This is a genomic window from Streptomyces sp. NBC_00461, assembly GCF_036013935.1.
GTDB lineage: Bacteria > Actinomycetota > Actinomycetes > Streptomycetales > Streptomycetaceae > Streptomyces.
Genome location: NZ_CP107902.1, coordinates 3822490 through 3848206, shown reverse-complemented (window position 1 = coordinate 3848206; position 25717 = coordinate 3822490). Strand labels below are relative to the sequence as shown.

At 69.6% G+C, this 25717-nt stretch carries 29 protein-coding genes and 1 tRNA gene; 21 read left to right on the top strand and 9 right to left on the bottom strand.

Translation table 11 applies throughout. From position 1 onward, the window contains the following. The first annotated feature begins 112 nt into the window (after positions 1 to 112). The 4 genes from OG870_RS18085 to nthA are packed head-to-tail and all read left to right on the top strand — an operon-like array spanning position 113 to position 2151. Positions 113 to 991: a phage baseplate protein gene (locus OG870_RS18085; protein ID WP_327691141.1), complete on the top strand. Its 879-nt coding sequence runs from the start codon at positions 113 to 115 to the stop codon at positions 989 to 991. A 9-nt stretch (positions 992 to 1000) separates the two neighbouring features. Next, entirely contained in the window at positions 1001 to 1291 is a 291-nt protein-coding gene (locus OG870_RS18080) for a hypothetical protein (RefSeq protein WP_323178401.1), read from the top strand. Then, entirely contained in the window at positions 1284 to 1580 is a 297-nt protein-coding gene (locus tag OG870_RS18075; RefSeq protein WP_323178400.1) for an SH3-like domain-containing protein, read from the top strand. The genes OG870_RS18080 and OG870_RS18075 overlap by 8 nt, the downstream gene beginning before the upstream one ends. Continuing rightward, on the top strand, positions 1570 to 2151 hold the full coding sequence (nthA, locus tag OG870_RS18070; RefSeq protein ID WP_266515236.1) for a nitrile hydratase subunit alpha: 582 nt from the start codon (positions 1570 to 1572) through the stop codon (positions 2149 to 2151). The genes OG870_RS18075 and nthA overlap by 11 nt, the downstream gene beginning before the upstream one ends. Here the strand turns inward: nthA and OG870_RS18065 are convergent. Continuing rightward, positions 2114 to 3634, bottom strand: a complete 1521-nt coding sequence (locus tag OG870_RS18065) for a tetratricopeptide repeat protein (RefSeq protein WP_266515234.1) — start codon at positions 3632 to 3634, stop codon at positions 2114 to 2116. The genes nthA and OG870_RS18065 overlap by 38 nt on opposite strands. 92 nt (positions 3635 to 3726) lie before the next feature. Here OG870_RS18065 and OG870_RS18060 point away from each other — a divergent pair, with 92 nt between their 5' ends. Continuing rightward, positions 3727 to 5142 (top strand): FAD-binding oxidoreductase, encoded by a 1416-nt coding sequence (locus OG870_RS18060; protein ID WP_327691140.1) that lies wholly within the window; start codon positions 3727 to 3729, stop codon positions 5140 to 5142. Between the two features lie 16 nt (positions 5143 to 5158). On the opposite strand, the gene OG870_RS18055 is transcribed toward OG870_RS18060, so the two are convergent. Continuing rightward, positions 5159 to 5572 (bottom strand): SsgA family sporulation/cell division regulator, encoded by a 414-nt coding sequence (locus tag OG870_RS18055; protein WP_266515228.1) that lies wholly within the window; start codon positions 5570 to 5572, stop codon positions 5159 to 5161. 243 nt (positions 5573 to 5815) lie between these two features. On the opposite strand from OG870_RS18055, the gene OG870_RS18050 reads away from it, so the two are divergent. Together OG870_RS18050 and OG870_RS18045 are read left to right on the top strand one after the other, a co-directional pair. Beyond that, positions 5816 to 7351 carry an RDD family protein gene (locus OG870_RS18050; RefSeq protein WP_266515226.1) on the top strand — a complete coding sequence of 512 codons (1536 nt, stop codon included), beginning with the start codon at positions 5816 to 5818 and terminating at the stop codon, positions 7349 to 7351. An 89-nt stretch (positions 7352 to 7440) separates the two neighbouring features. Continuing rightward, positions 7441 to 8103 (top strand): RDD family protein, encoded by a 663-nt coding sequence (locus OG870_RS18045; protein ID WP_266840171.1) that lies wholly within the window; start codon positions 7441 to 7443, stop codon positions 8101 to 8103. A gap of 35 nt (positions 8104 to 8138) precedes the next feature. Here OG870_RS18045 and OG870_RS18040 read toward each other — a convergent pair whose 3' ends face one another. Continuing rightward, complete coding sequence (locus tag OG870_RS18040; RefSeq protein ID WP_266515221.1) at positions 8139 to 8414, bottom strand: hypothetical protein; 276 nt, start codon at positions 8412 to 8414, stop codon at positions 8139 to 8141. Between the two features lie 335 nt (positions 8415 to 8749). On the opposite strand from OG870_RS18040, the gene OG870_RS18035 reads away from it, so the two are divergent. Further along, positions 8750 to 11107 (top strand): immune inhibitor A domain-containing protein, encoded by a 2358-nt coding sequence (locus OG870_RS18035; RefSeq protein WP_266584189.1) that lies wholly within the window; start codon positions 8750 to 8752, stop codon positions 11105 to 11107. Positions 11108 to 11228: 121 nt separating this feature from the next. After that, positions 11229 to 11573, top strand: coding sequence for a hypothetical protein (locus tag OG870_RS18030; RefSeq protein WP_266515216.1), 345 nt, complete (start codon positions 11229 to 11231; stop codon positions 11571 to 11573). Positions 11574 to 11710: 137 nt separating this feature from the next. Here the strand turns inward: OG870_RS18030 and OG870_RS18025 are convergent, their stop codons facing one another. Then, a complete protein-coding gene (locus OG870_RS18025; RefSeq protein WP_266515213.1) occupies positions 11711 to 12301 on the bottom strand; it encodes a nicotinamidase in 591 nt (196 codons plus the stop codon). A 97-nt stretch (positions 12302 to 12398) separates the two neighbouring features. Beyond that, positions 12399 to 13745, bottom strand: coding sequence for a nicotinate phosphoribosyltransferase (locus OG870_RS18020; RefSeq protein ID WP_266584191.1), 1347 nt, complete (start codon positions 13743 to 13745; stop codon positions 12399 to 12401). 66 nt (positions 13746 to 13811) lie between these two features. Between OG870_RS18020 and clpS the strand changes: the two genes are divergently transcribed. The 7 genes from clpS (at position 13812) to OG870_RS17985 (ending at position 18506) form a co-directional block, all read left to right on the top strand. Beyond that, a complete protein-coding gene (gene clpS, locus OG870_RS18015; RefSeq protein ID WP_266515201.1) occupies positions 13812 to 14120 on the top strand; it encodes an ATP-dependent Clp protease adapter ClpS in 309 nt (102 codons plus the stop codon). A gap of 12 nt (positions 14121 to 14132) precedes the next feature. After that, positions 14133 to 14735, top strand: a complete 603-nt coding sequence (locus OG870_RS18010) for a DUF2017 domain-containing protein (protein WP_266515199.1) — start codon at positions 14133 to 14135, stop codon at positions 14733 to 14735. Between the two features lie 345 nt (positions 14736 to 15080). Continuing rightward, entirely contained in the window at positions 15081 to 16508 is a 1428-nt protein-coding gene (locus OG870_RS18005; protein WP_266584193.1) for an amino acid permease, read from the top strand. A gap of 76 nt (positions 16509 to 16584) precedes the next feature. Further along, complete coding sequence (locus OG870_RS18000; RefSeq protein WP_266515193.1) at positions 16585 to 17007, top strand: M67 family metallopeptidase; 423 nt, start codon at positions 16585 to 16587, stop codon at positions 17005 to 17007. A 79-nt stretch (positions 17008 to 17086) separates the two neighbouring features. Beyond that, on the top strand, positions 17087 to 17182 hold the full coding sequence (locus OG870_RS17995; RefSeq protein WP_323178087.1) for a putative leader peptide: 96 nt from the start codon (positions 17087 to 17089) through the stop codon (positions 17180 to 17182). 88 nt (positions 17183 to 17270) lie between these two features. After that, complete coding sequence (locus OG870_RS17990; protein ID WP_266515190.1) at positions 17271 to 17549, top strand: MoaD/ThiS family protein; 279 nt, start codon at positions 17271 to 17273, stop codon at positions 17547 to 17549. A 6-nt stretch (positions 17550 to 17555) separates the two neighbouring features. Then, the gene (locus tag OG870_RS17985) at positions 17556 to 18506 is read left to right on the top strand and encodes a PLP-dependent cysteine synthase family protein (RefSeq protein ID WP_266515187.1); all 951 of its coding nucleotides are present in this window, start codon (positions 17556 to 17558) and stop codon (positions 18504 to 18506) included. A 49-nt stretch (positions 18507 to 18555) separates the two neighbouring features. On the opposite strand, the gene OG870_RS17980 is transcribed toward OG870_RS17985, so the two are convergent. Beyond that, entirely contained in the window at positions 18556 to 19008 is a 453-nt protein-coding gene (locus tag OG870_RS17980) for a type II toxin-antitoxin system PemK/MazF family toxin (protein ID WP_266515184.1), read from the bottom strand. A gap of 233 nt (positions 19009 to 19241) precedes the next feature. Here OG870_RS17980 and OG870_RS17975 point away from each other — a divergent pair, with 233 nt between their 5' ends. Then, on the top strand, positions 19242 to 19994 hold the full coding sequence (locus tag OG870_RS17975; RefSeq protein WP_266515181.1) for an MBL fold metallo-hydrolase: 753 nt from the start codon (positions 19242 to 19244) through the stop codon (positions 19992 to 19994). A gap of 71 nt (positions 19995 to 20065) precedes the next feature. Here the strand turns inward: OG870_RS17975 and OG870_RS17970 are convergent, their stop codons facing one another. Both OG870_RS17970 and OG870_RS17965 read right to left on the bottom strand, forming a co-directional pair. Further along, positions 20066 to 21382: a PTS transporter subunit EIIC gene (locus tag OG870_RS17970; protein ID WP_266515179.1), complete on the bottom strand. Its 1317-nt coding sequence runs from the start codon at positions 21380 to 21382 to the stop codon at positions 20066 to 20068. Positions 21383 to 21594: 212 nt separating this feature from the next. Continuing rightward, a complete protein-coding gene (locus OG870_RS17965; RefSeq protein ID WP_266515176.1) occupies positions 21595 to 22887 on the bottom strand; it encodes a PTS transporter subunit EIIC in 1293 nt (430 codons plus the stop codon). A 144-nt stretch (positions 22888 to 23031) separates the two neighbouring features. On the opposite strand from OG870_RS17965, the gene OG870_RS17960 reads away from it, so the two are divergent. The 4 genes from OG870_RS17960 (at position 23032) to rdgB (ending at position 25349) form a co-directional block, all read left to right on the top strand. Further along, positions 23032 to 23265 (top strand): glucose PTS transporter subunit EIIB, encoded by a 234-nt coding sequence (locus tag OG870_RS17960; RefSeq protein ID WP_030666975.1) that lies wholly within the window; start codon positions 23032 to 23034, stop codon positions 23263 to 23265. Between the two features lie 105 nt (positions 23266 to 23370). Then, the gene (gene rph, locus OG870_RS17955) at positions 23371 to 24108 is read left to right on the top strand and encodes a ribonuclease PH (RefSeq protein WP_266515167.1); all 738 of its coding nucleotides are present in this window, start codon (positions 23371 to 23373) and stop codon (positions 24106 to 24108) included. Positions 24109 to 24250: 142 nt separating this feature from the next. Beyond that, positions 24251 to 24658 carry a hypothetical protein gene (locus OG870_RS17950; protein WP_266584204.1) on the top strand — a complete coding sequence of 136 codons (408 nt, stop codon included), beginning with the start codon at positions 24251 to 24253 and terminating at the stop codon, positions 24656 to 24658. A gap of 88 nt (positions 24659 to 24746) precedes the next feature. Further along, positions 24747 to 25349, top strand: a complete 603-nt coding sequence (rdgB, locus tag OG870_RS17945) for an RdgB/HAM1 family non-canonical purine NTP pyrophosphatase (RefSeq protein ID WP_266515161.1) — start codon at positions 24747 to 24749, stop codon at positions 25347 to 25349. A 52-nt stretch (positions 25350 to 25401) separates the two neighbouring features. Here the strand turns inward: rdgB and OG870_RS17940 are convergent. Beyond that, a tRNA-Leu gene (locus OG870_RS17940) sits at positions 25402 to 25486 on the bottom strand. Between the last annotated feature and the right edge of the window lie 231 nt (positions 25487 to 25717).

Genomic DNA, 25717 nt, shown 5'->3' with positions numbered 1-25717 from the left:
TGAGGCCTGTGCGATGCCTGTGACTTCGTAGAACATGCAACCGCTCAACGGCAGTTGACGCTCTCATGTCCTGTGGGTGCCGAAGGAGCCCCACAGGACTCGGGGGAGAGAGTTGACCAGGCGCATCGACCTTGCCGTGCCGTCCGAGCGCTGGCTCTGGCGGAAGGGCACGCTCAGAGAGCCCACGGTGCTGCAGTCGTTCGCCTTCGACGAGCCGAACAAGCACGTGTACGCCCTGCAGGTCACCGCCACCGGCCACGCGGCCGGCGACCTGTGCCTCAACAAGCTGGACTACAAGGGCAAGCTGCTGGGCCACATGTACTTGAGGCGCTTCGGCCACGGCGTCAGCATCGGCGTCCAGCGCGACGCCAAGGATGGCAGCACCTGGATCTGGACCGAGGCCGCCGCCGAGAACGGCTACGGGCAGGGCGTCACCCGCTTCCACTTCAGGGACGGAGCCGTCCGCACCGGCGCGCAGGTCACCATCCGCCGCCCCGTCGCGGGCTCCTCCAACAACCAGCCGACGGTGTGCACGGAGTCCGGGCGCGTCGCCGTCCGCTACCGGGACCCGGCCGGCAGGCCCCGCTACCGCGTCTGGGACCTCGACGCCTTCGTGGCCCGCGACTACGACGACCCGGTCGCGGACATCGCCCAGGTCGGCGCCCACCCCGACCCGAAGGTCCCCTTCCAGGGCTACGCCCTCCACCACGACGTCATCTACCAGCTCGCGGGCACGGCCTACGACGCGAAGACCAACCCGGCCGCGAAGCACGGCAACGCCTACGTCTCCAGCCTCGACATCACCACCGGCAAGCTGTTGCAGCAGCAGCGCACCGAGGCCGGGTTCACACTCGGCCACCGCGAGCCGGAGGGCGTCGCCGTGCGCGGCGGCTCGCATCCGAGGGTGTATCTCGGCTTCGCCTCCGGGGAGCTGGGAGCACGCCGCTTCTCGATCTTCGTCAAGGACGACAGCGCCCGAGCCGCGTCGTAGTCTGGCCGCATGGCCAGGATCAACGACGTGGGCGGCACTGAGGGCTTCGGCGCCGTCGACATCCGTGACGACGCCGAGCCCTTCCACGCGGACTGGGAGGCCAGGGTCGTCGGGCTCCTGGGCGCCCTGCGCGCGCAAGGGATCTTCAACACGAACGAGTTCCGGGACGCGATCGAGTCGATGCCGCCGACGGAGTACCTGTCGACGTCCTACTACGAGCGCTGGTTCCAGGCGATCTGCACCCTGCTGGAACGCAAGGGCGTCATCCGGCCCGGTGAGCTGGACGGCCTCGATGGCTGACCGCTTCCCGCCCGGCACGACCGTGCGCACCTTCCACCACGACCCGGCGCACCACACCCGCCTGCCGCGGTACGCACGCGGCAAGCGCGGCGTCGTCGTCGAGCCGGAGGGGCGGGCGGAACTGGCCGACGTCAGCGCACAGGGGCGCGGGGACGCGCCGGTCGAGCAGGTGTACGCGGTCCGGTTCGCGGCCCGCGACCTGTGGGGCGAGGGCGACCACCACGTCGTACTGGACCTGTGGGAAAGCTACTTGGAAGAGTGCTACGGGGGTGCAGTCGATGAGCGGTGATCACTCCGACGCGACGATCGCGCAGCGGGTGCGGCGGCTGGAGACCCTGCTGGAGCGCAAGGGCGTGCTCTCGGGCGCCAGGCTGGACGAGATCATCGACGCCTCCCTCTCCGGGGCGTCCCCCGCGAGCGGCGCACGGGTCGTCGCCCGCGCCTGGACCGACGCGGAGTTCAGGGCGCGGCTGCTGGCCGACGGCACCGGCGCGGTCCGGGAACTGGGATTCATGGAGGGCTCGTTCCAGCGCCTGAGGGTCGTCGAGAACACCGGGACGACGCACAACGTCATCGTCTGCACCCTCTGCTCCTGCTATCCCCTGCGCCTGCTCGGCCCGTCCCCGAGCTGGTACAAGTCCGAGGCCTACCGTTCCCGCGTGGTCCGCGAACCCCGGGCCGTGCTGGCCGAGTTCGGCCTCGAACTGCCCGACTCGACGGAGATCACCGTGTGGGACTCCAGCGCGGAGACGCGCTACATGGTGCTGCCGCGCCGCCCGGAGGGCACGGACGGCCTGGGGGAGGAACAGCTGGCAGCGCTCGTCACCCGTAACGCGCTGATCGGAACCGCGGCGGTGTGACCCGGCGCGTCTTCTGGCCGGCCTTGTTGTCCTCGTCGTCCGTGGACACCGGGGCCACCGTGGGCACGGGCTCGTCCGGCGGCTCACCCAGCGCCGCGAGCGCCTGCTTCGCGAGCGGCACCGCGAGCGGCGAGAAGTACGGGTTGATCCGCATCGCCTCCTGCAGATGCCGGCGCGCGGGCCCGGCCAGCCCCGACTCCTGCTCGATCATGCCCCGGTGATACGCGTACAGGGCACTGCGGACACCGCCCCCGTGCGCCTGGTCCGTCGCCGCCGCCGCGAACTTCAGCGCCTCCTTGTCGTCCCCGGCCCGGTGCAGCGCCCAGCCCAGCGCGTCGGCCACCGGGATGCCCGGCTGCCGCTGCCACTCGACGCGCAGCCGGCGTACGGCCGCCTGCGGATCCCCGTGGTCCGCCTCGAAGACACCGAGCACCAGGTCGTCGTCGACACCGCCCGCCGTCTCGTCCGTCACCCGGGTCCGCAGCAGGTCGTACTCCACCCGGGCGGCCTGCCCCAGCCCCAGTGACTCGTACAACTCGCCCAGTTCCAGGGCATATTGGGGGCACGGCTGCTTGTCGAGTGCCACCCGGTAGGAGTTCAGGGCCTCCGTCGTGCGGCCCAGCGCCGCCAGCGTGCGCCCCTGCCCGGCCTGCGCGGCCCGCTGGTCGGGGTCGAGCCGCACCGCCGCCTGGAAGCGCCGCAGAGCCTCCTCCAGGTCCCCGCGCTCCCAGGCCAGCTGCCCGGCCCGCTCCAGATACGCCGCCTGCTCGGCAGGCAGGCCCGCGCCCGCCGCCGCGTCGGTCAGGGCGGCCGCCGCGTCCTCGCGCCGGCCCCGGTCGCGGTAGACGCCCGCGGCCCGCGCCCGCACGGCCGCCCCGGAACGCAACTTCAGCAGCCGGTCCAGGGTCCGCTTGGTCGCCTTGTAGTCGCCGAGCCCGGTGTAGGCGTCGATCAGCGGCGGATACGTCGTCCACCGCTTCGGTTCGAGCTTCAGCGCCGCCTCGCCCCAGGTCCGCGCCGCCCGGAAGTCCCGGCGGGCGTTCGCCAGCGCCGCCATGCCGTCCAGCGCCGCGGTGTTCCCCTTCGGCCGCACCGTCATGGACGTACGCAGCGCCTTGTCGGCCCGCGGATAGTTCGTCGCGTCGGCCGTACGCCGCCCCTGCTCGACGTAGGCCGTGCCGAGCACCGCCCACGTCAGCGCGTCCCTGGGGTGCGTCCGCAGCCGGGCCTCGCGTTCGTCGATCAGCATCGCCAGGTCGGGCAGCGCGGCCGGCACCCCCGAGGTGACCGCCGTCAGCGCCTGCGCTCCCGGCGCCGCCGCCGGCGCCACCGGCCGCGGCGCGGCCCGCTCCCAGGGCCACAGCGCCACCGCCCCGCCGAGCACGGCACACCCCGCGACGGCGGCGACCAGCGCCCGCCGTCCGCCGAGGCCTGCCCCCGTGCCCCCGCGCGCCCGCCCGCCGGCCTCCGCTTGCTTCTCCATGGCGATCACTGTGCGTCAATACGACGAGCACATCCCGGCATACGTCCAGTGCCGTAGACGGGGTTCACACCGATGGCCCCGGGTGCGAGGCTGTGATCATGAGCCGTATCGAAGCGCGTCGCGAGGATGACACCGCAGTGACCAGTAACCTCGTCGACCGTCTGCTGGGCGGTCTGCCCGCCGAGGCCGTCCTGACCGACCCGGACGTCACGGCCTCGTACGCAAACGACATGGCGAGCTTCTGCCCGGCCGGTGCCCCGGCGGTGGTGGTGCTGCCGCGCACGGTCGAGGAAGTCCAGCACGTCATGCGCGTCGCCACCGAGCTGCATGTCCCGGTCGTCCCGCAGGGCGCCCGCACCGGCCTGTCCGGCGGCGCCAACACGTCGGAGGGCTGCATCGCGCTGTCCCTGACGAAGATGGACCGGATCCTTGAGATCAACCCCGTCGACCGCATCGCCGTGGTCGAACCCGGCGTCATCAACGCGACCCTCTCCCGCGCGGTCGGCGAGCACGGCCTGTACTACCCGCCGGACCCCTCCAGTTGGGAGATGTGCACGATCGGCGGCAACATCGGGACGGCCTCGGGCGGCCTGTGCTGCGTGAAGTACGGGGTCACCGCCGAGTACGTGCTCGGACTGGAGGTGGTACTGGCCGACGGCCGGCTCATGTCCACCGGCCGCCGTACGGCCAAGGGCGTCGCCGGGTACGACCTCACGCGCCTGTTCGTCGGCTCCGAGGGCTCACTCGGCATCGTCGTACGGGCGATCCTGGCCCTGAGGCCGCAGCCGCCGCAGCAGCTCGTGCTGGCGGCCGAGTTCGCGTCCGGCGCCGCCGCCTGCGACGCGGTGTGCCGGATCATGGCGGGCGGCCACGTGCCCTCGCTCCTGGAGCTGATGGACCGCACCACGGTGAAGGCGGTCAACGACCTGGCGCACATGGGACTCCCGGAGACCACGGAGGCCCTGCTCCTGGCGGCCTTCGACACCCCGGACCCCGCCTCGGACCTCGCCGCCGTCGGCGCGCTGTGCGAGGCGGCGGGCGCCACCCAGGTCGTCCCCGCCGACGACTTCGCCGAGTCCGAACTCCTGCTCCAGGCGCGGCGGTTGTCCCTCACCGCCCTCGAAGCCGTCAGCGGCACCACGATGATCGACGACGTGTGCGTGCCCCGTTCCAGGCTCGGCGAGATGCTCGAAGGCACCGAGCGGATCGCCGAGAAGTACCAGCTCACCATCGGGGTCGTCGCACACGCCGGCGACGGCAACACCCATCCGACGGTCTGCTTCGACGCCGCCGACCCCGACGAGTCCCGGCGCGCCCGAGAGTCCTTCGACGAGATCATGGCCCTCGGCCTGGAACTCGGCGGCACGATCACCGGCGAGCACGGCGTCGGGGTCCTGAAGAAGGAGTGGCTGGCGCGCGAGATCGGCCCGGTGGGGGTGGAGATGCAGCGGGCCGTCAAGCAGGTCTTCGACCCGCTGGGCATCCTGAACCCGGGCAAGCTGTTCTGATCCGGCCCCGCCGGGGTCACTGGGCGAGCAGCTGGTGGAGCGCGTCGTCGATCCCCAGCTGCTCGCCCTCAGTCCCCGGGGGCACCACCCGCAGCGTCCGCTCCAGCCAGGCGGACACCTGGGCGGCCGGTGCCTCCAGCAGGGCGTCACCGTCGGGTGAACTCAGCGCCATCAGGACGACGCTGCGCCCCTCCGACTTGCTCGGCCACACCCGTACGTCCCCGGTCCCGCACGGCCGGAACACCCCCTCCACCAGCAGATCGCGGGAGAACGTCCAGTACACGGGGTTCTCGGAGTTGGTGTGGAAGGTGACGTGGACGGCGTACGGGTCGTCGGTGCGGTAGCTCAGCCGGGCCGGGACCGGGACGCTGCGTTCCGGCGACAGGATCAGCCTGAGTTCCAGTTCTCGTTCCACCACGGTGTAGTGCATGGCGTGCGGTTCCTCTCTCGGGCAGGTGTACGGGGCCCTGTGTCGGGTCCGTACGAGTGGAGAGAGCGGGGGGTGCCCGACCATTACGCGGGTTGGGAGAACTTTTTTTCCGAAGGTGTGAAGCCGGTGCGCGAGGTTGCCCGGAAAGGGGTGGGTAGTAAGGGACTGGCGGTGGGGGTTGCGCCGGTCTGATAGATGTGGAGACCCCTCTATTGACCCCCGAGCAGATACGGGACGACGGACATGAGCGCCCCAACCCCGGCCCCCGGTGACCACAGGCCCCGCGAAGGGTATTACCCGGACCCGTCCATTCCTGGATATGTCCGGTACTGGAACGGCGCGTCCTGGGTCCCGGGCACCAGCCGCCCGGCGCCGACGGACGGTGTGCCGCTCGCCCCGCCGTCCGGCTCCGGTCCGGCTCCGGTCGAGGAGACGGGACCGCACTTCTTCGACGAGGACCCCGACCCCCGGCCCTCTCCGTCCGACGCCCAGCACGGCAGCCGCCCCGAACCCGCGTCCGCCTGGAGCGCCGATCGCTCCCAGCAGTCCGGCTTCGGCGGCGACCAGGACCGCCGCGTGTCCTGGGGTTCCCCGCCGGCCGCGGACCCGCGCCTCCCCGCCGACCCGCCGTCCCAGCCGGCCGGCCAGGCGTCCCGCACGGACGGCACGGCGACGATCCCGCCCACCCACACGGGCGCGGACGACGTGGTCTCCGGCGGCACCTTCGTGTTCCGCAGGCCGACGAATCCCGGGGGAGCGGACGCGGCGGGCGCGGGCGGCTCCGCAGCTGCGGGCACCGGCACCGGCACTCCCGGCATCCCCGGCCCCGGTGGTCCCGTGGGTGACGAGGGGACCATGACGTTCCGCGCGCTCTCCCCGCGCACGGGCGGGCAGGGTGGGGCGCACACGGGGGACACGGACAGGCCCGGCTTCGGCGCGGGCAAGGCGGCCGCCGACCGTGCCGCCGCGACGCAGGCACCGCCCCCCGCCGCCGGCCCCGCGCCGACCCCGCTCTCGGGCCCCCAGCAGGCTTCCGGGACGGTCCCTCCGCAGAGCGGCGGCGCCCGGCCCGCCGCGGTCGGCCAGAGCCCCGTAGGCCAGAGCCCCGCAGGCCAGTCTCCCGGCGGGCAGCCGCCCGTCTCAGCCCCCGCCCCCATGGCCGGCGGCGCCGGCGGCGGTCAGCCCTCCTGGGCGCAGCAGGTGCACCGGCTCGCGGGCGCCGACGAGGACCAGCCCGTCGTCCCCTGGAAGCCGCCCGTCGAGGACATCTTCCAGGCGGCCGCCCGGCGTCAGTCCGAGGCTCGCCCCGCGGGACTCGGCAGGCGACTGGCCGCCCGGCTGCTGGACACGGTCGTCCTCGCGGGCGTCACCGCGGTGGCCGCCGTACCGCTGGGCACCAAGGCGCTCGACCACGTCAACGAGAAGATCGACGCGGCCAAGCTCTCCGGCGAGACCGTGACCGTCTGGCTGCTGGACGGCACGACGGCGGTGTACCTGGGCGTCATCCTGGCCGTCCTGCTCGTCTTCGGCGTGCTCTACGAGGCGCTGCCCACCGCCAGGTGGGGCCGCACCCTGGGCAAGAAGCTGCTGGGTCTGGAGGTGCGGGACATCCAGGGGCACGAACCCCCGTCGTTCGGTGGAGCCCTGCGCCGCTGGCTCGTGTACAGCGTGCCCGGTCTGCTCGTCGTCGGTGTCGTGGGGGTCGCGTGGTGCCTGTTCGACCGCCCGTGGCGCCAGTGCTGGCACGACAAGGCCGCGGGTACGTTCGTAGCGGGCTGACCGCGTACGTCGTACGCACCAGCTGATTCCGTACTCCGGACAGCCGTCCGCCGGATGCGGAGCCGCCAGGAACGCGGTCCACTCGGGCCATGAGCACCGAACCGCCCCCCGGTTCCGGCCGGCCGCCGGAAGACGACCCGTTCAGGAAGCAGCCCCCGCCTGGCCAGGGGTCGGGCTCACCGTACGACGCCCCCGGAGGCGGTCAGCAGCCGCCGCCCTACGGCGGCGCTCCTCACGGCGGCGGTGACCCCTACGGTGGCGCTCCCCACGGCGGCGGCTCGTACCCCACCGATCCGCTCGCCGGCATGCCTCCGCTCGCGATGAGCGGCCGGCGCACGCTGGCCCGGATCATCGACATGATCCTGGTGGGCATCGTCGTCTGGCTGATCACCTGGCCGCTCGATGTGCACGAGTACAGCGTGAACGGCAACCACATCGAGTACGGGAAGGGGTTCACGCAGTCGCTCGTCGCCGCCGTGCTCTACATCGGCTACGACACGATCATGATGAGCAAGTCGGGGCAGACGCTCGGCAAGAAGTGGCTGAACATGCGCGTGGCCAATCTCGACAACGGCTCCACCCCCTCCGTGCAGACCAACCTGGCCCGCGCGGCGGTGCTGTGGATCCCGTTCGCGTTCTGCTGCGCGTGCATCTGGACCGCGATCTCGGGCGGCTGGAGCTACTTCGACCGGCCCTACAAGCAGGGCCTGCACGACAAGGCCGCCAAGACGGTCGTCGTCAGCACCAGTTGACGCGAGCGCGCGTCAGCGACAACGACCGAGGTGGCTCAGGAAGCCGCTCGCTCATGCACCGGCTCGGACGCCACCGCGGCGATCGTGGCCGGTACGGGCGTTTCCTGCTCCGCCGGCTGCTGCACGGCGACGATCCTGGGCCTGGGCTGCGGGGCCGTCATGGCGACCAGGAGTCCGAGGGCGAGTGCGGCGAAGGCGATGACCGCGATCCCCACGCCCGAACTCGTCTGTGACAGCAGCAGCATGGCGAGCGTCGAGAAGATCACGGTGCAGGAACCGTAGACGAGCTGGGCGGGCGTCGGACGAGGCATGGCAATCGTGTCCTCGGAAGTGGGGGTCCACTGGGGGCGTCGGCCTGGCTTTCCGCCGATATCGGGGCAGTCCGCCAATCGACTCTAATCGCGTGCATGCCCGACTGGAACGAACAGTAAGCGTGACCTAACCAACAGTGCCGGTGCACAGGGGGCGCACGGAGTCATGGCGTCCAGCACGTGGACGGGTGAACGCGCCGGTGGGGAGTGTCCGCAAACCGGATCCCGCTTCCGCATAGTGCACTTGACCTGCACAAGTCAAGGTCTGTTTTTTCTTACTGTCCTCTAGTCAAATTGCGTCACTTGACACGCCACCTTGACCAAGAGGAACTCAAGTGACCCTTAGACCCTGGACGTTCAGAGCGACCGCGGTCGGTGTCGCGCTCGCGGCGGCCACCGCCACGTTCTCGACGTTCGCCGTGGCCCAGGCCGCAGACCCGGCCAAGTCCGCCACCATCGACCGCCACGACCCGGCGGCGATCGAGAGCACGCAGAAGCACGACCTCGACGGTCCGCTCTCCAAGACCCAGGAGGCCCAGCGCCAGGAGGCCCTGAACCAGGTCATATCAGGCAAGGCCCAGGTCAAGGACCGTCACGGTTCGCGGGTCGTCCAGCTCAAGAGCAAAAAGGGCGACAGCAAGTACGTGGAGCTGGGCCGGGAGAAGACCGACAAGATCTTCACGATCCTGGTCGAGTTCGGCGACAAGACGGACCCCGCCTACGGTGGCACGGCCGGCCCCGCGCACAACCAGATAGCCAAGCCTGACCGCAAGAAGGACAACTCGACGGCCTGGCAGGCGGACTACAACCAGAAGCACTTCCAGGACCTCTACTTCGGCACCGGCAAGAACACCGAGTCGATGAAGAAGTTCTACGAGAAGCAGTCCTCGGGCCGCTACTCGGTGGACGGCGCGGTCGCCGACTGGGTCAAGGTCCCCTACAACGAGGCCCGTTACGGAAACAACGCCTGCGGCTCCACCAACTGCCCGAGCGTGTGGAACGTCGTCAGCGACGGCGTCACCGCCTGGGTCGCCGGGCAGAAGGCGGCCGGCAGGTCCGACGCCGACATCAAGACGGAGCTGGCGAAGTTCGACCAGTGGGACCGCTACGACTACGACGGCGACGGCAACTTCAACGAGCCCGACGGCTACATCGACCACTTCCAGATCGTGCACGCCGGTGAGGACGAGTCCGCGGGCGGCGGCGCCCAGGGCAAGGACGCGATCTGGGCGCACCGCTGGTACGCGTTCGGCACCGACGCGGGTGCCACCGGCCCGACGGGCAACAAGCTGGGCGGCGCGCAGATCGGCGACACCGGCATCTGGGTCGGCGACTACACCATCCAGCCGGAGAACGGCGGACTCGGCGTCTTCGCCCACGAGTACGGCCACGACCTGGGCCTGCCGGACCACTACGACACGACCGGCGGCGGCGACAACTCCACCGGTTTCTGGACGCTGATGTCCTCCGGCTCGTGGCTCGGCCGGGGCAAGGACGCCATCGGCGATCTGCCCGGCGGCTTCAGCGCCTGGGACAAGCTGCAGCTGGGCTGGCTGAACTACGGCACGGCGAAGGCCGGGACGAAGTCGAAGCTCACGCTGGGCGTCTCCGCCTACAACACCAAGAACAAGCAGGCCCTGGTGGTTTCGCTGCCCGACAAGGCGGTCACCACCGAGGTCGTCAACCCGGCGCAGGGCGCGACCCAGTGGTGGAGCGGCAGCGGCAACGACCTGAAGAACACCCTGACCCGGTCGGTCGACCTCACCGGCAAGTCGGCGGCGACGCTGACCCTCGACGGCTACTACGACATCGAGGCCAACTACGACTACCTCTACGCCGAGGTGTCGACCGACGGCGGCGCCAACTGGACCGCGCTCGACGGCACGGTGGACGGCCAGGCCATCCCGCGCGACGGCAGCGACAAGCCCGCGCTGACGGGCACGGTCGACGGCTACAAGAAGCTGTCGTACTCGCTCGACTCCTACGCGGGCAAGAAGATCGGCCTGCGCTTCCGCTACCAGACCGACAGCGGTGTGGCCCAGAAGGGCTTCGCGGCCGACGAGATCACGGTGACCGCGGACGGCACGGCGCTCTTCTCCGACAACGCCGAGGCCGCCGACGCCGCGTGGACCGCCGCCGGCTTCTCCCGCATCGGCGCGTCCTTCACCAAGGACTACAAGCAGTACTACCTCGCCGAGAACCGCCAGTACGTGTCGTACGACAACACCCTCAAGGTCGGCCCGTACAACTTCGGCTTCTCGACGACCCGTCCGGGCTGGGTGGAGCACTACCCGTACCAGAACGGCCTGTTGATCTGGAAGTGGGACACGTCGCAGCAGGACAACAACACCAGCCAGCACCCCGGTGCCGGCCTGGTCCTGCCGATCGACTCCCACCCGGCCGCGCTGAAGTGGTCCGACGGCACGCTGATGCGTGGCCGCATCCAGTCGTACGACTCGCCGTTCAGCCTGTACGGCACGGACGGCATGACGCTGCACAACGCGGACGTCGCGACCCGGATCAAGTCGTCGAAGGGTGTGCCGGTCTTCAACGACCACACGAGCACCTACTACGACGAGTCGGACCCGCTGGCAGGCGTCCGCGTCACTGACACCAACACCAAGATCAAGATCGTCCGGGAGGCCAAGGACGGCTCGACGATCAAGGTCGAGGTCGGCCCCGCGGCGAAGTAGTCGGCATTTCTGCAGGTCAGAAGCGTATCGGCGGTGACCCCCTGGCGGGTCGCCGCCGATCGTGTTTAGGTGCGTCCTGTGCTTCTCTTATTGACACCGACTCGCACGGGGGTGTGACTGCATGGCCGCAGGAGGTTTCTGCAAGCTGCCGACCGGCAGCGTGGTGGTGGCGCTGAACCTGCCCAGCCCGACCGCCGACGGCACGGGCTGCGTGCGCGTACTCGTCCACGCCCGCAACCGGGCGCGCGCCCTGACCAGGCTGCGCAACGTCGGCATGCGGGCCGTGTATCTGCGCGGCAACGGCGCCCCGCCGACTCCGGACGAGATCACCGCGGTCCTGCACCATCCCGACGGCCTCATATGGCGTACGGCACCTGACATCGGTGTCGTCCCCGGCCCGGAGCTCCCGCAGGAGCTGTGGCACCCCATCAGGGCCCTGCTGAGGCGCCCCACGGCTCCGGCATGACCGGACGCGCACGGCCGCGCCCCCGAGAGGGGCGCGGGGCTGCGTTGAATACGCGGCTTCCGCCGCGCGGGCGCGACAAGCCACGCCGAACCTGTGCACGCCCGACAGCCCATCGCGGCACACCGGACCGCGCAGGCTCAGGCAACCACGGGCTTTCCGGACAGCTCCACGCCTGCCGAGCGCAGCTCCTCCAGCGCCCGCTCCGTGGTCTCCGCCGCCACCCCGGCCGTCAGGTCCAGTAGCACCTGAGTCCGAAAGCCTTCCCGCGCGGCATCCACGGCAGTGGCCCGCACGCAGTGGTCGGTGGCGATCCCCACGACGTCCACCTCGCCGACCTGCCTGGCCCGCAGCCAGTCGGCCAGCTTCACGCCGTTCTCGTCGGCGCCCTCGAAGCCGCTGTACGCCGCCGCGTACGCCCCCTTGTCGAAGACGGCGTCGATCGCCCCGGAGGCGACGACGGGTGCGAAGTTCGGGTGGAAGCCGACGCCCTCCGTGCCAGCGACACAGTGCGCGGGCCAGGAGCGGGCGAAGTCGGGGTTGTCGGCGAAGTGGCCGCCGGGCGCGATGTGGTGATCGCGGGTGGCCACCACGTGCTGGTAGCCGGAGCCGCCCGTCTGCCCGATCAGCTCGGTGATGGCGGCGGCCACGTCGGCCCCGCCGGACACCGCGAGACTGCCCCCCTCACAGAAGTCGTTCTGCACGTCGACGACGATCAAGGCGCGGCGCATGGTGGGTGTCCTTCGACTAAGAGTGAACTTACGAGCCTAGAGACTTCGGGGGCCGTGCGGGAGAGGGCGTCGGGGGGCGCCCGGCCGGGCACCCGACTCAGCTGCCCGTGCGCCCCACGACGTACTCCGTCGGAATGACCGGTTCCCCCCGCGAGAGCTGGATCGCCGACAGCGGCAGGTTGGCACGTGCGGCCGCGTGCCTCTCGCGTACGACGTCCAGCGGTTCGCGCGCGACCACGGTGCCGCCCTTGACCAGCTCGGCCAGCAGCTGCCGGTCCGCCAGCTCGCCCGGCACGGCTCCCGTGCCGACGACCTCGGCCTCCGCGACCCCGTCCGCGTCCAGCCGCCGCGCGGCCCACTTGCGGCCCCCGACGGACGTCTTGCCGCCGCTGGACTTCTTCGCCACCGGCACCAGCGGCGCCTTCGGGTCGGCGGACTCGGCGCGGGCGACCAGTTTGTACACCATGGAGCAGGTCGGGTGCCCCGAGCCGGTCACCAGCTGCGTCCCGACGCCGTACGCGTCCACGGGCGCCGCCGCCAGCGAGGCGATGGCGTACTCGTCGAGGTCCGAAGTCACGATGATCTTCGTCTCGGTGGCACCCAGCTCGTCCAGCTGGTGCCGCACCCGGTGCGCGACCAGCAGCAGGTCACCGGAGTCGATGCGCACGGCGCCCAGCTCGGGCCCGGCGACCTCGACGGCCATCCGGACGGCCTCGGTGACGTCGTACGTGTCGACGAGCAGGGTGGTGCCCCGGCCCAGCGAGTTCACCTGTGCCTGGAAGGCGTCCCGCTCCCGGTCGTGGAGCAGGGTGAAGGCGTGGGCGGAGGTGCCGACGGTGGGGATGTTGTAGCGGAAGCCGGCCGCGAGGTCGGAGGTGGAGGCGAAACCGCCGAGGTAGGCGGCCCGGGACGCGGCGACGGCGGCGAGCTCGTGCGTGCGCCGGGCGCCCATCTCGATCAGCGGGCGGGTGCCCGCGGCCGAGGACATCCGGGAGGCGGCGGCCGCGATCGCGGAGTCGTGGTTGAGGATGGACAGGATCACGGTCTCCAGAAGCACGCACTCGGCGAACGACCCCTCGACCCGCATGATCGGCGAGCCCGGGAAGTACACCTCGCCCTCGGGATAGCCCCACACGTCACCGCTGAAGCGGTAGGAGGCGAGCCACTGCAGGGTCGCCTCGTCCACGATGCCGCGCTCCCGCAGAAAGCCCAGGACGTCCGCGTCGAAACGGAAGTTCTCGACGGCGTCCAGGACTCGCCCGGTGCCCGCCACGACGCCGTAGCGCCGCCCGTCCGGCAGCCGCCGGGTGAAGGCCTCGAAGACGCTCCGCCGCTCGGCGGTACCGGCCTTGAGGGCGGCCTGCAGCATCGTGAACTCGTACTGATCAGTGAAGAGCGCCGTCGACGGAACATCCACCGGCAGCCCAAGGTCCGCTGTGTTCATGGCAGGTGATGCTACACCCCTTCGCGTCAGTGTGACGATTTGTGGGGGGCATGGCAGCATGGCTGTGTGACGTCACCCGCTCCCCTTGAGATCGAACGAACCGAGTCGGCGGAGGAGGTCTTCGCCGTACCCGAGCCGGACGTCCCCTGGGTCACGATCGTGCACAACGACCCGGTCAACCTCATGAGCTACGTGACCTACGTCTTCCAGGCGTACTTCGGCTACAGCAAGGACAAGGCCACCAAGCTCATGCTCGATGTCCACCACAAGGGCCGGGCGGTCGTCTCCAGCGGCACTCGCGAGGAGATGGAGCGCGACGTGCAGGCGATGCACGGCTACGGTCTGTGGGCCACCCTCCAGCAGGACCGGAAGTAGCGATACCCCCTGATGCCCGGACACTTCGAACCGCTCCCCGGCGGCGGCGCGGCCGTCGCGCTCGACGACGTCGAGATCTCCATCATCCGGTCGCTGGCCGTCCAGCTCCTGGAGCTCGTCGGGCCCGGCCCCGGCGAGGACGCCCCGGACGACCCGCTGGCCGAACTCTTCGCCGAGGGCCCCAGCGAGCCCCCCAAGGACCCCGTCCTCAGGCGGCTCTTCCCGGACGCCTACAGCGACCCGGAGGGCACTCCCGGCCCCGCGGAGGCCGAGGAACAGCAGGCGCACTCCGCCGAGTTCCGCCGCTTCACCGAGAACGACCTGCGGGCCGGCAAGCGCGAGAGCGCGCTCGCGGTGGTCCGCAGCCTCGACGCGCTGACACCTGCGGTCGACGGCGGGGCGGTCCTCAAGCTGTCGGCCGAGGAGTCCCGGCAGTGGCTGGGCGCCCTCAATGACCTGCGCCTGGCGATCGGCTCCCGGCTGGAGATCACCGACGAGGACGACACCGATCTCCTCTACCGGCTCCCCGACGAGGACCCGCGCAAGCCGATGGTGATGGCGTACCTGTGGCTGGGCGGTCTCCAGGAGACGCTCGTCTCGACCCTTATGCCCTGATCCGCGACGGTTCTTCGTTCGCTCAGAGGACGCTCAAATCCGGATAACGATCCCGTCACCGCCGCGGCCTTCTATGCATCCCTGGGTGCCCTTTTGTCTGCTTCTTCCTGTGGCCTGCGCCACATGTCGCGCCGTTCGTGCATGTTGCGGCCGTGATAAATCTTCACGACCGCCCGCCGAACACCACCCATGTTCGGCCGGGTGCGCCACCAGCCGGCGGATCGCCGGCCAGGCACGGGCGGGTCCGCAAAAACCCGCCCAGCTCCATCCATCCGGGGGGATCGAGAACCGATCCGAGGCCGACGACAGGCCCGGTTCGGCCATGGAGAAAGGCGCAGACCACATATGACCTCCGCTCAGGTCGACACGTCGGAGCAGGGTTCCGAAGAGGGGTACGAGCGCGGGCTCGGCAGCCGTCAGGTCCAGATGATCGCGATCGGCGGCGCCATCGGCGTCGGCCTCTTCCTGGGCGCCGGGGCGAACATCGCCAAGGCCGGCCCCAGCCTCATCTTCATGTACGCCCTCGCAGGCGTGATCATCTTCTTCATCATGCGGGCGCTCGGCGAACTGCTCCTGTACCGCCCGGTCTCGGGCTCCTTCGCGGAGTACTCCCGCGAGTTCCTCGGCCCGTTCTTCGGCTACTTCACCGCCTGGACGTACTGGCTGATGTGGGTCGTCACGGGCATGGCCGAACTGACGGCCGCCGCGATCTACGTCAACTACTGGTTCCCGTCGGTCCCGCAATGGGTCACGGCCCTGGTCTTCCTGGTGATCCTCTTCGGGGTCAACCTGATCTCCGTGAAGCTCTTCGGTGAGCTGGAGTTCTGGTTCTCGATGGTCAAGGTCACCGCCCTGATCGGCATGATCGTGATCGGCCTGGGCGTCCTCACCTTCGGCTTCAGCGCCGCCGGTGACACCGCCTCCGTCGCCAACCTCTGGCAGTTCGACGGCTTCTTCCCCCACGGCGTCGGCTCGTCCCTGATGACCCTCCAGGGCGTCATGTTCGCCTACCTCGCCGTCGAGCTGGTCGGCGTCACGGCCGGCGAGTCCGAGGACCCGGAGAAGACCCTCCCGAAGGCGATCAACACCCTGCCCTGGCGCATCGCGCTGTTCTACGTCGGCGCGCTCACCGTCATCCTGTGCGTGGTCAAGTGGACCCAGTTCGCGGAGGGCGTCAGCCCCTTCGTGAAGGCCTTCGCGCTGATCGGCATCCCGGCCGCCGCGGGCATCGTCAACTTCGTCGTGCTGACCGCGGCCCTGTCCTCCTGCAACTCGGGCATGTACTCCACGGGCCGCATGCTGCGCAACCTGGCCGACAACGGCGAGGCCCCCAAGGCCTTCAGCAAGCTGTCCGCCACCAAGACCCCGGCGCTCGGCATCACCGTCTCCGTGCTCTTCATGGGCATCGGCGTGATCCTGAACTACGTCGTCCCGGAGAAGGCCTTCGGCTACGTCACCTCGGTGGCCACCGCGGCCGGGATCTGGACCTGGCTGATGATCCTGATCAGCCACGTCCTCTACCGCCGCGCGGTCGTCGCGGGCCGCCTGCCCGCCTCGTCCTTCCCGGCGCCGGGCGGCGCGGTGTGCTCGTACATCGCCATCGCGTTCCTGCTCTTCGTCACCGGCCTGATCGCCTACGACGCCGACTCCCGCGTCTGCCTGTACGTGATGGCGGGCTGGGCGGTCGCCCTCGGCATCGGCTGGGCGATCCTCAAGGCCCGCAACCCGGAGGTCACCCAGCGCCGCGAGCCGACGCTGGAGAAGGTCGGCTGACAGGTCACGTCCGGCATCCGGGCCGTCCCGTACCACCCCTCGGTACGGGACGGCCCTTCTGCATATCCTGGCGAACATGCTGACCATCACCCAGGCCCTCGTCGACCAGATCGTCGCGCACGCGCGCAAGGACCACCCCGATGAGGCGTGCGGCGTCGTCGCGGGCCCGGCCGGTTCGGACCGCCCCGAGCGCTTCATCCCGATGCTGAACGCGGCCATGTCGCCCACGTTCTACGAGTTCGACTCCGGTGATCTGCTCAAGCTCTACCGCGAGATGGACGACCGCGACGAGGAGCCGGTGGTCATCTACCACTCGCACACGGCGACCGAGGCCTACCCCTCCCGCACCGACATCTCGTACGCCAACGAGCCGGGCGCCCACTACGTCCTGGTGTCGACGGCGGACACCGACGGCCTCGGCGACTTCCAGTTCCGCTCGTACCGCATCGTGGAGGGCGAGGTCACGGAGGAGGAGGTCACGGTCGTAGAGGGGTACTGATCTCGCAATTCGGTCAGAATTCATCCAGCATGCGAGATCACACTCCGGGACCGGGATCGGGAATCGATACGATGAGCCCATGGTTGTGGACGACGTGAGCGACAAGGCGCCGAGCGTGCTGCTCGTGGCGCGGCTGCACGTCGACCTGTGCAGGCTGAACAGCGCCATCTGTTGACGTTCCCTGCCGCCGTACGGCCGTGAGCCGCGGCGCGCGTCGTCGTGCGCCCACCGACCAGAACACTTCCCGACAGGAGCCCGCCACCATGGCCATCGAGGTCCGCATCCCCACCATCCTCCGCACCTACACCGACGGCCAGAAGGCGGTGGAGGGCAACGGGGACACCCTCGCAGAGCTCTTCGCCGACCTCGAGACCCGGCACGCGGGCATCCAGGCCCGCATCGTGGACGCCGGCGAGCTGCGCCGCTTCGTCAACGTCTACCTGAACGACGAGGACGTCCGCTTCCTCGAAGGCATCAACACCAAGCTCGCCGACGGCGACAACGTGACGATCCTGCCGGCCGTGGCCGGCGGCATGGCCTGATCCCGGATGCGTTACGACTCCCCGCTGGCCGCGGTGGGCAACACCCCTCTGGTGCGCCTGCCGCGGCTCTCGCCGTCCTCCGACGTGCGGATCTGGGCCAAGCTCGAGGACCGCAACCCGACGGGCTCGGTCAAGGACCGTCCTGCCCTGCACATGATCGAACAGGCGGAGAAGGACGGCCGCCTGACCCCGGGCTGCACGATCCTGGAGCCCACCTCCGGCAACACCGGCATCTCCCTGGCCATGGCGGCGAAGCTCAAGGGCTACCAGATGGTGTGCGTGATGCCCGAGAACACCTCGCAGGAGCGGCGTGACCTGCTGGGCATGTGGGGCGCGGAGATCATCTCGTCCCCGGCCGCGGGCGGCTCCAACACGGCGGTGCGGGTGGCCAAGGAGCTCTCGGCCGAGCACCCGGACTGGGTGATGCTCTACCAGTACGGCAACCCGGACAACGCGGGCGCCCACTACGCGACCACGGGCCCGGAGATCCTCGCCGACCTCCCCTCGGTCACCCACTTCGTCGCGGGTCTGGGGACGACGGGCACGCTGATGGGCGTCGGCCGCTACCTGCGCGAGAACAAGCCGGACGTCCGGATCGTCGCCGCGGAACCGCGCTACGACGACCTGGTGTACGGACTCAGGAACCTCGACGAGGGCTTCGTACCCGAGCTCTACGACGCCTCCGTCCTCACCACCCGCTTCTCCGTCGGCTCGGCGGACGCGGTCACCCGCACCCGCGAACTGCTCCAGCAGGAGGGCATCTTCGCGGGCGTCTCCACCGGCGCCGCACTGCACGCCGCGATCGGCGTCGGCCACAAGGCCCTCAAGGCGGGCGAGAGCGCGGACATCGTGTTCGTCGTCGCCGACGGCGGCTGGAAGTACCTCTCGACGGGCGTCTACACCGCGGCGACGACAGAGGAAGCGATCGAGACGCTGCAGGGCCAGCTCTGGGCATGACGGGGATTTCCTGAGCGCGATGTCCTGACGGGGATTCCGTGCCCGGGAGCTATGTCGCCAGGTGACGGACCTGGTCCCACAGGACCGGGTCCACCACACCCACCCGCCGGCGGAAGTCCCACACCGGCACCTCGCGCAGCTCGTCCGTCTCCAGGAAGCTCGCGCGCCCCTGCGCGTCACCCACGGCACCGGGAGGCAGCGGGATCACCCCCCGCCGCTCGTCGTGGTACTTGCTGGTGATCTTCGCGACGACCGCGCGCTCCCCGTGCACCACCAGCACCAGACAGGGCCGGTCCTTGACACCGGGCCCGTCCTCGTAGGGCACGTTCGCCCACCAGATCTCCGCCGGCCGCGGCCGTGTCGCCTTCCGCGCCTCCGGCCTCCCCGGCGGACGCGTCCGCCGCCCCGCGGGCCGCCGCCCCCGCCCCCAGCCGTCGACGAGCGTGGCGACCAGCGCGAGCAGGACCACCGCCGCCAGCGCCAACCACCATGACGTGTCCATACGGAGACCGTACCGGCGCGCAATCAGCGACGCGCGCCCCCTTTCAAACCCGTGCACCCCAACTCGCGCCTCACCCGCCCCGCATCCAGCCGAACCGGTGACACCACAGGTGAGTTCGCCCACAACAGCCCTTGCCGGAGGAGCGACCCAGGGTTTTGCGCCTTACGCTCGACAAACCGCACGACCCCCGTCTCCTTCCCGGAAAAGTTCCCGCCAGCGGAGGTTTCTGCTTTATGAAGCTCACCGTCGTCGGTTGCTCGGGGTCGTTCCCGTCCGCGGAATCGGCCTGTTCGAGCTACCTCGTAGAGGCCGACGGCTTCCGGCTGCTCCTCGACATGGGCAACGGCGCCCTTGGCGAGCTGCAGCGCCACTGCGGTCTCTACGACCTCGACGCGATCTTCCTCAGCCATCTGCACGCCGATCACTGCATCGACATGTGCGCGTACTTCGTCGCGCGCTACTACCGCCACGACGGCGGCCGCTGCGACCCCCTCCCGGTCTACGGCCCCGAAGGCACCGAGCACCGCCTCACCACGGCCTACGCCGACACCCCCACCGCCTCCTCGATGAGCGAGGTCTTCGACTTCCACACGGTCAAGCCGTCCACGTTCGAGATCGGCCCGTTCACGGTGCACACGGAACGCGTGGCCCATCCCGTCGAGGCGTACGGCATCCGCGTCGAGCACGGTGGGACGTCCCTGACGTACTCCGGCGACACGGGCATCAGCCCCGCCCTGGACGAACTCGCCCGCGACACGGACCTGTTCCTGTGTGAGGCCGCGTTCACCCACGGCAAGGAGAACATCCCCGACCTCCACCTCAACGGCCGCGAGGCGGGAGAGACGGCGGCCAGAGCAGGCGCCCGCCGCCTGGTCCTCACCCACATCCCCCCGTGGACCGACCCCCAGACCAACCTGGCCGACGCCCGCTCGGTGTTCGCCGGACCGGTTGACCTGGCGGCGCCGAGGCGGTCGTACGAGATCTAGAGGCCGAACATCACAAAGGCTCCCGGAACGAAGTGTTCCAGGAGCCTTCGTGCGTGCTGGGCGGGGCGGGACTACTTGGCCTCGGCCTTCTGCAGTTCCGCCAACTCCTCGTCGGACTCGCGGCCCGGGGTCGGGAGGTTGAACCTGGTGATCGCGAAGCGGAAGACGACGTAGTAGATCGCGCCGAAGGCGAGCCCGACCGGGATCAGCAGCCAGGGCTTGGTGGAGATGCCCCAGTTGATCAGCACGTCGGTCAGACCGGCCGAGAAGCTGAAGCCCATGTGCATGCCCAGCGCCCACGTCACGGCCATCGACAGTGCGGTGAGCACCGCGTGGATCGCGTACAGCACCGGGGCGATGAACATGAACGAGAACTCGATCGGCTCGGTGACACCGGTGACGAACGACGTCAGCGCCAGCGACACCATCATGCCCATCACGGCCTTGCGGCGCTCGGGGCGAGCCGAGTGCGCGATGGCCAGCGCGGCGGCCGGCAGGCCGAACATCATGATCGGGAAGAACCCGGTCATGAACATACCCGCGTGCGGGTCGCCCGCGAAGAAGCGTGGCAGGTCGCCGTGGAAGACGGTGCCGGCGGAGTTGGTGTAGTCGCCGATCTGGAACCAGGCCACCGAGTTCACGAACTGGTGCATGCCGATCGGGATCAGCGCACGGTTGATGAGACCGAAGAGGGCCGCGCCGAAGGAACCGAGCCCGGTCATCCACTCACCGAAGCTGGTGAGGACGTCACCGATGGGCTGCCAGCCGAGGACGACCAGAACACCGAGGGCGGCTCCGACGACGGCCATGATGATCGGCACCAGCCTGCGGCCGTTGAAGAAGCCGAGCCAGTCCACGAGCTTCTTGCGGTGGTAGCGCTGCCACAGAACGGCGGTCAGCAGACCGATGATGATGCCCCCGAGCACGCCCGGGTTCTGGAAGGTCGCGGCCGTGGCGGCCTCGTGGCCCTTCTGCCAGAAGCCGCCGAAGGGAGCGACCGGCGTGTAGGTGGCGCCCTCGTGCCCGTCCTTGATCGGGAACTGGTGGATCACCGCGTAGTAGGTGAGGAAGCTGACCACGGCCGCGAGTGCCGTCGAGCCGTCGGCCTTCTTCGCGAAGCCGATGGCCACACCTATGCAGAACAGCAGCGGAAGCCCGAAGGAGCTGTCGAACAGGACGCCGCCGGCTCCGGCGAAGACCTTCGCGACGTCAGTCGGGAGGTGCAGCTTTTCCTTGACGTCGGGCTGGCCCAGGCGCATCAGGAGACCCGCCGCCGGCAGCACGGCGATCGGAAGCTGCAGGCTGCGGCCTACCTTCTGCAGGCCCTGGATCAGGCCTGATCCCCACTTCTTCGTGGGGGCCGCCGTTGGCGCGGTGGCGGTGCTCATAGACTTCCTCCATCGGGTGGTGGTCTACACCACTCAGTGGTGTAGACCTGTTGTAGCAGATGAAGTCCGCATAAAGGAACCCGCGAATTCTGCAACCGGAGCGCTACGCGCCGTGCAGCTCGAACGATCTTCCCTCAGCCCTCGCACGGCATGACGAAGGCCCCCGGACCGGCGGTCCGAGGGCCCAACTTCCTTCTGGTGTACGGCCCTTGTCAGGCCTTCGTGACGTCCTCCCGCTCATCCTCCGGCTCCCGCCCAGGAGTCTTCAGATCGAACCTCGTGATCGCGAAACGGAAGATCACGTAGTACACGGCGGCGAAGCACAGGCCGATCGGGATGATCGCCCACGGTTTCGTCGCCAGGTTCCAGTTGATGATGTAGTCGATGAGACCGGCCGAGAAGCTGAAGCCGTCGTGCACCCCGAGCCCCCACGTCACCGCCATCGACGCACCCGTCAGCACCGCATGGATCGCGTACAGCACCGGCGCGACGAACAGGAACGAGTACTCGATCGGCTCGGTGATCCCCGTGACGAACGACGTCAGGGCGACGGACAGCATCAGCCCGCCGATCTCCTTCCGTCGGTTCGGCTTCGCACAGTGCGTGATCGCCAGCGCCGCCGCCGGCAGCGCGAACATCATGATCGGGAAGAAACCCGAGGTGAACTGGCCCGCGTTCGGATCGCCCGCCAGGAACATGTTGATGTCGCCGTGGACGACCGACCCGTCCGGCTTCGTGTAGCTGCCGAACTGGAACCAGATGGGCACGTTCAGGAACTGGTGCAGGCCGATCACCAGCAGCGCCCGGTTCGCGACACCGAAAACGCCCGCGCCCCAGGCGCCCAGATCACTCAGCCAGTCGGAGAAACTCTCCAGCCCGTCACCGATCGGCGGCCAGATCCACAGGCACAACGCCGCGAACGCGATCGCCACGAACGCCATGATGATCGGGACCAGCCGCCGCCCGTTGAAGAACCCGAGCCAGTCCACCAGCTTGGTGCGGTGATAGCGCTGCCAGAAGAAGGCCGTCAGCAGACCCATGACGATGCCGCCGAAGACACCCGGGTTCTGGAAAGTGAACGCCACCACCGACTGGTCGACCGTGGCCTGGCAGCCGATGCCGGTGACCGCCGTCGAACCGGCGGGGCAGTCCTTCGGAAACTGCAGCAGCACGTTGTAGTAGACGAGAAACCCCGCCACCGCCGCCAGCGCCGTCGACCCGTCCGCCTTCTTCGCCATGCCGATGGACACGCCCACGCAGAACAACAACGGCAGACCCAGCTGACCGTCGAGCAGCGCGCCGCCCGCACCGGCCATCACCTTCGAGACGTTCGTCCACCCCAGCCCGTCGGCCCCGAACACGTCCGGCTGACCGAGCCGGTTCAGGATGCCCGCGGCCGGCAACACCGCGATGGGGAGCTGGAGGCTGCGACCCATCTTCTGCAGCCCCTGGAACAAGGCGTTCCAGCGTCTGCGTGCAGGCGTGACCCCGGTGCCGGCACTCATGGACTCGCTCATGGGTTGGCGACCGCCTGTCAGGTGGTGTAGACCAGTTACGGGCGATACGGCTGCTGTGACGTCATCCTTCGGTACGCACGACGCAATCGCTCGCGAAGTTGAGCCAACCGTGCGTTGCGTAAGGAGACAGAAATGGCCACCAAGGCTGAGAAGATCGTTGCCGGGCTCGGCGGCATCGACAACATCGAAGAGGTCGAGGGCTGCATCACCCGCCTGCGCACCGAGGTCGTCGACGCCGGCAAGGTCGACGAGGCAGCCCTGAAGGCCGCCGGCGCACACGGCGTCGTCAAGATGGGCACCGCGATCCAGGTCGTCATCGGCACCGACGCCGACCCCATCGCAGCGGAGATCGAAGACATGATGTGAACCCCCGGTTCGTGAACCCCCGGTTCGTGAACCCCCGTTTCACGTGAAAGGGCCCCTTCCCACCGCGGGAGGGGCCCTTTCCGCTACTGCGACTAGGCTCGGCGCATGTCTCGAATCGACGGTCGCACCCCCGAACAACTCCGCCCGATCACCATCGAACGCGGCTGGAGCAAGCACGCCGAAGGCTCCGTCCTCGTCTCCTTCGGCGACACCAAGGTCTTCTGCACCGCCTCCGTCACCGAAGGCGTCCCCCGCTGGCGCAAGGGCAGCGGCGAGGGCTGGGTCACCGCCGAGTACTCCATGCTTCCCCGCGCCACCAACACCCGCGGCGACCGCGAGTCCGTACGCGGCAAGATCGGCGGCCGCACCCACGAGATCAGCCGCCTCATCGGCCGCTCCCTGCGCGCCGTCATCGACTACAAGGCGCTCGGCGAGAACACCATCGTCCTCGACTGCGACGTCCTCCAGGCCGACGGCGGCACCCGCACCGCGGCCATCACGGGCGCCTACGTGGCCCTGGCCGACGCCGTCGCCTGGGCCCAGGGCAGGAAACTGATCAAGGCCGGCCGCCAGCCGCTCACCGGCACGGTCTCGGCCGTCTCGGTCGGCATCGTCGGCGGCGTCCCCCTCCTGGACCTCTGCTACGTGGAGGACGTGAAGGCCGACACCGACATGAACGTCGTCTGCACCGGCGACGGCCGCTTCGTCGAGGTCCAGGGCACCGCCGAGGCCGAGCCCTTCGCCCGCGAGGAGCTCAACTCCCTTCTCGACCTGGCCGTTTCGGGCTGCGAAGAACTCGCTGTCCTTCAGCGCAAGGCTCTTGATACGGTCCTCGAAAAGTAAAGGACGCACCAAGAAAGGGGCGGCAGCCGGGGCAACCCCGACGCCCGCCCCCGCGTCTGTACGGATGCGGGCGCACGGCACACCACCGTGCGCCCGACCAGCACGGGGGGCCTACGGGCCTGGACACGGGAGGACCACAGTCATGGCCGCGAGCCGAGGCCGCCGCAGTCGCCGCATCTCCACCACCGTCGCAGCACTGGCAGCCATCGGGCTGACCGTGGGCCTCACCACCGGCTGCGACGCCGTCGACAAGGCCCTGGACTGCGTCCAGACCGCCGACACCATCGCCGACAGCGTCACCGACCTCCAACAGGCAGTCGAGAACGCCTCGAACGACCCCGGCCAGCTCGACGAATCCCTCGCCTCCATCGACAAGAACCTCGACAAGATAGGCGACAAGACCGACAACGCCGACGTCAACAAGGCGGTCGACGACCTGAACAAGGCCGTCGGCAACGTCCGTACGGCCGTCAAGAACGGCGACAACACCCCGGACATCAGCCCGGTCACCGACGCGGCCGGCGAACTCACCAAGGTGTGCACCTCGTAGCAGCCCGTCCCACGGGACAGGAACGGGGTCCGGGACCGGGTCCGGGACGGGGACGGGGACGGGGACGGGGACCGGAATACTGGACCCCATGACGCGCTTGATCCTCGCCACCCGCAACGCCGGAAAGATCACCGAACTCAGGGCCATCCTCGCCGACGCGGGCCTGCCCCATGAACTGGTCGGCGCGGACGCCTACCCCGACATCCCCGACGTCAAGGAAACGGGCGTGACGTTCGCCGAGAACGCCCTGCTCAAGGCCCACGCCCTGGCCCAGGCCACCGGCCTGCCCGCCGTCGCCGACGACTCCGGCCTCTGCGTCGACGTCCTGAACGGCGCCCCCGGCATCTTCTCCGCCCGCTGGGCAGGCAAGCACGGCGACGACCGCGCCAACCTGGACCTGCTCCTGGCCCAGCTCGGCGACATCGCCGACACCCACAGGGGCGCGCACTTCGCATGCGCGGCGGCACTCGCCTTGCCGGACGGCACTGAACGGGTGGTCGAGGGCCGGCTGCGGGGTGTGCTGCGGCACGCGCCCGTGGGCACGAACGGCTTCGGCTACGACCCGATCCTCCAGCCGGAGGGCGACTCGCGGACCTGCGCGGAACTGAGCCCGGAGGAGAAGAACGCGATCAGCCATCGGGGGAAGGCGTTCAGGGCGTTGGTGCCGGTGGTGCGGGAGTTGTTGGGCTGAGGTGTGGAAGAGGGGGCCGCCCGGCCGGGCGGCCCCCTCTGTTCCGTTCGCGTGCGGCCGGTGGGACTCGAACCCACACGGGTGTTAACCCACTGGGACCTAAACCCAGCATGACTGCCAAATTCCATCACGGCCGCTCAAAAACGGTCATCACGCTCGACCGGCAGCACTCAGTGTACGGACAGTCGGCTCACCCGGCGAGGCGACTCTGCCCTTCTGGCGACACCACGTCTCTGTCAGCGCATGGCAGTTGGGGCACAGGTACCGCAGGTTCTCCCGGCGGTTGTCCCGCCAGTTTCCGTCGACATGGTCGATCTGCAAAGTGATGAGGTGTCCCCGCCACTCTGGTATCAAGTCCGTGACGCGTC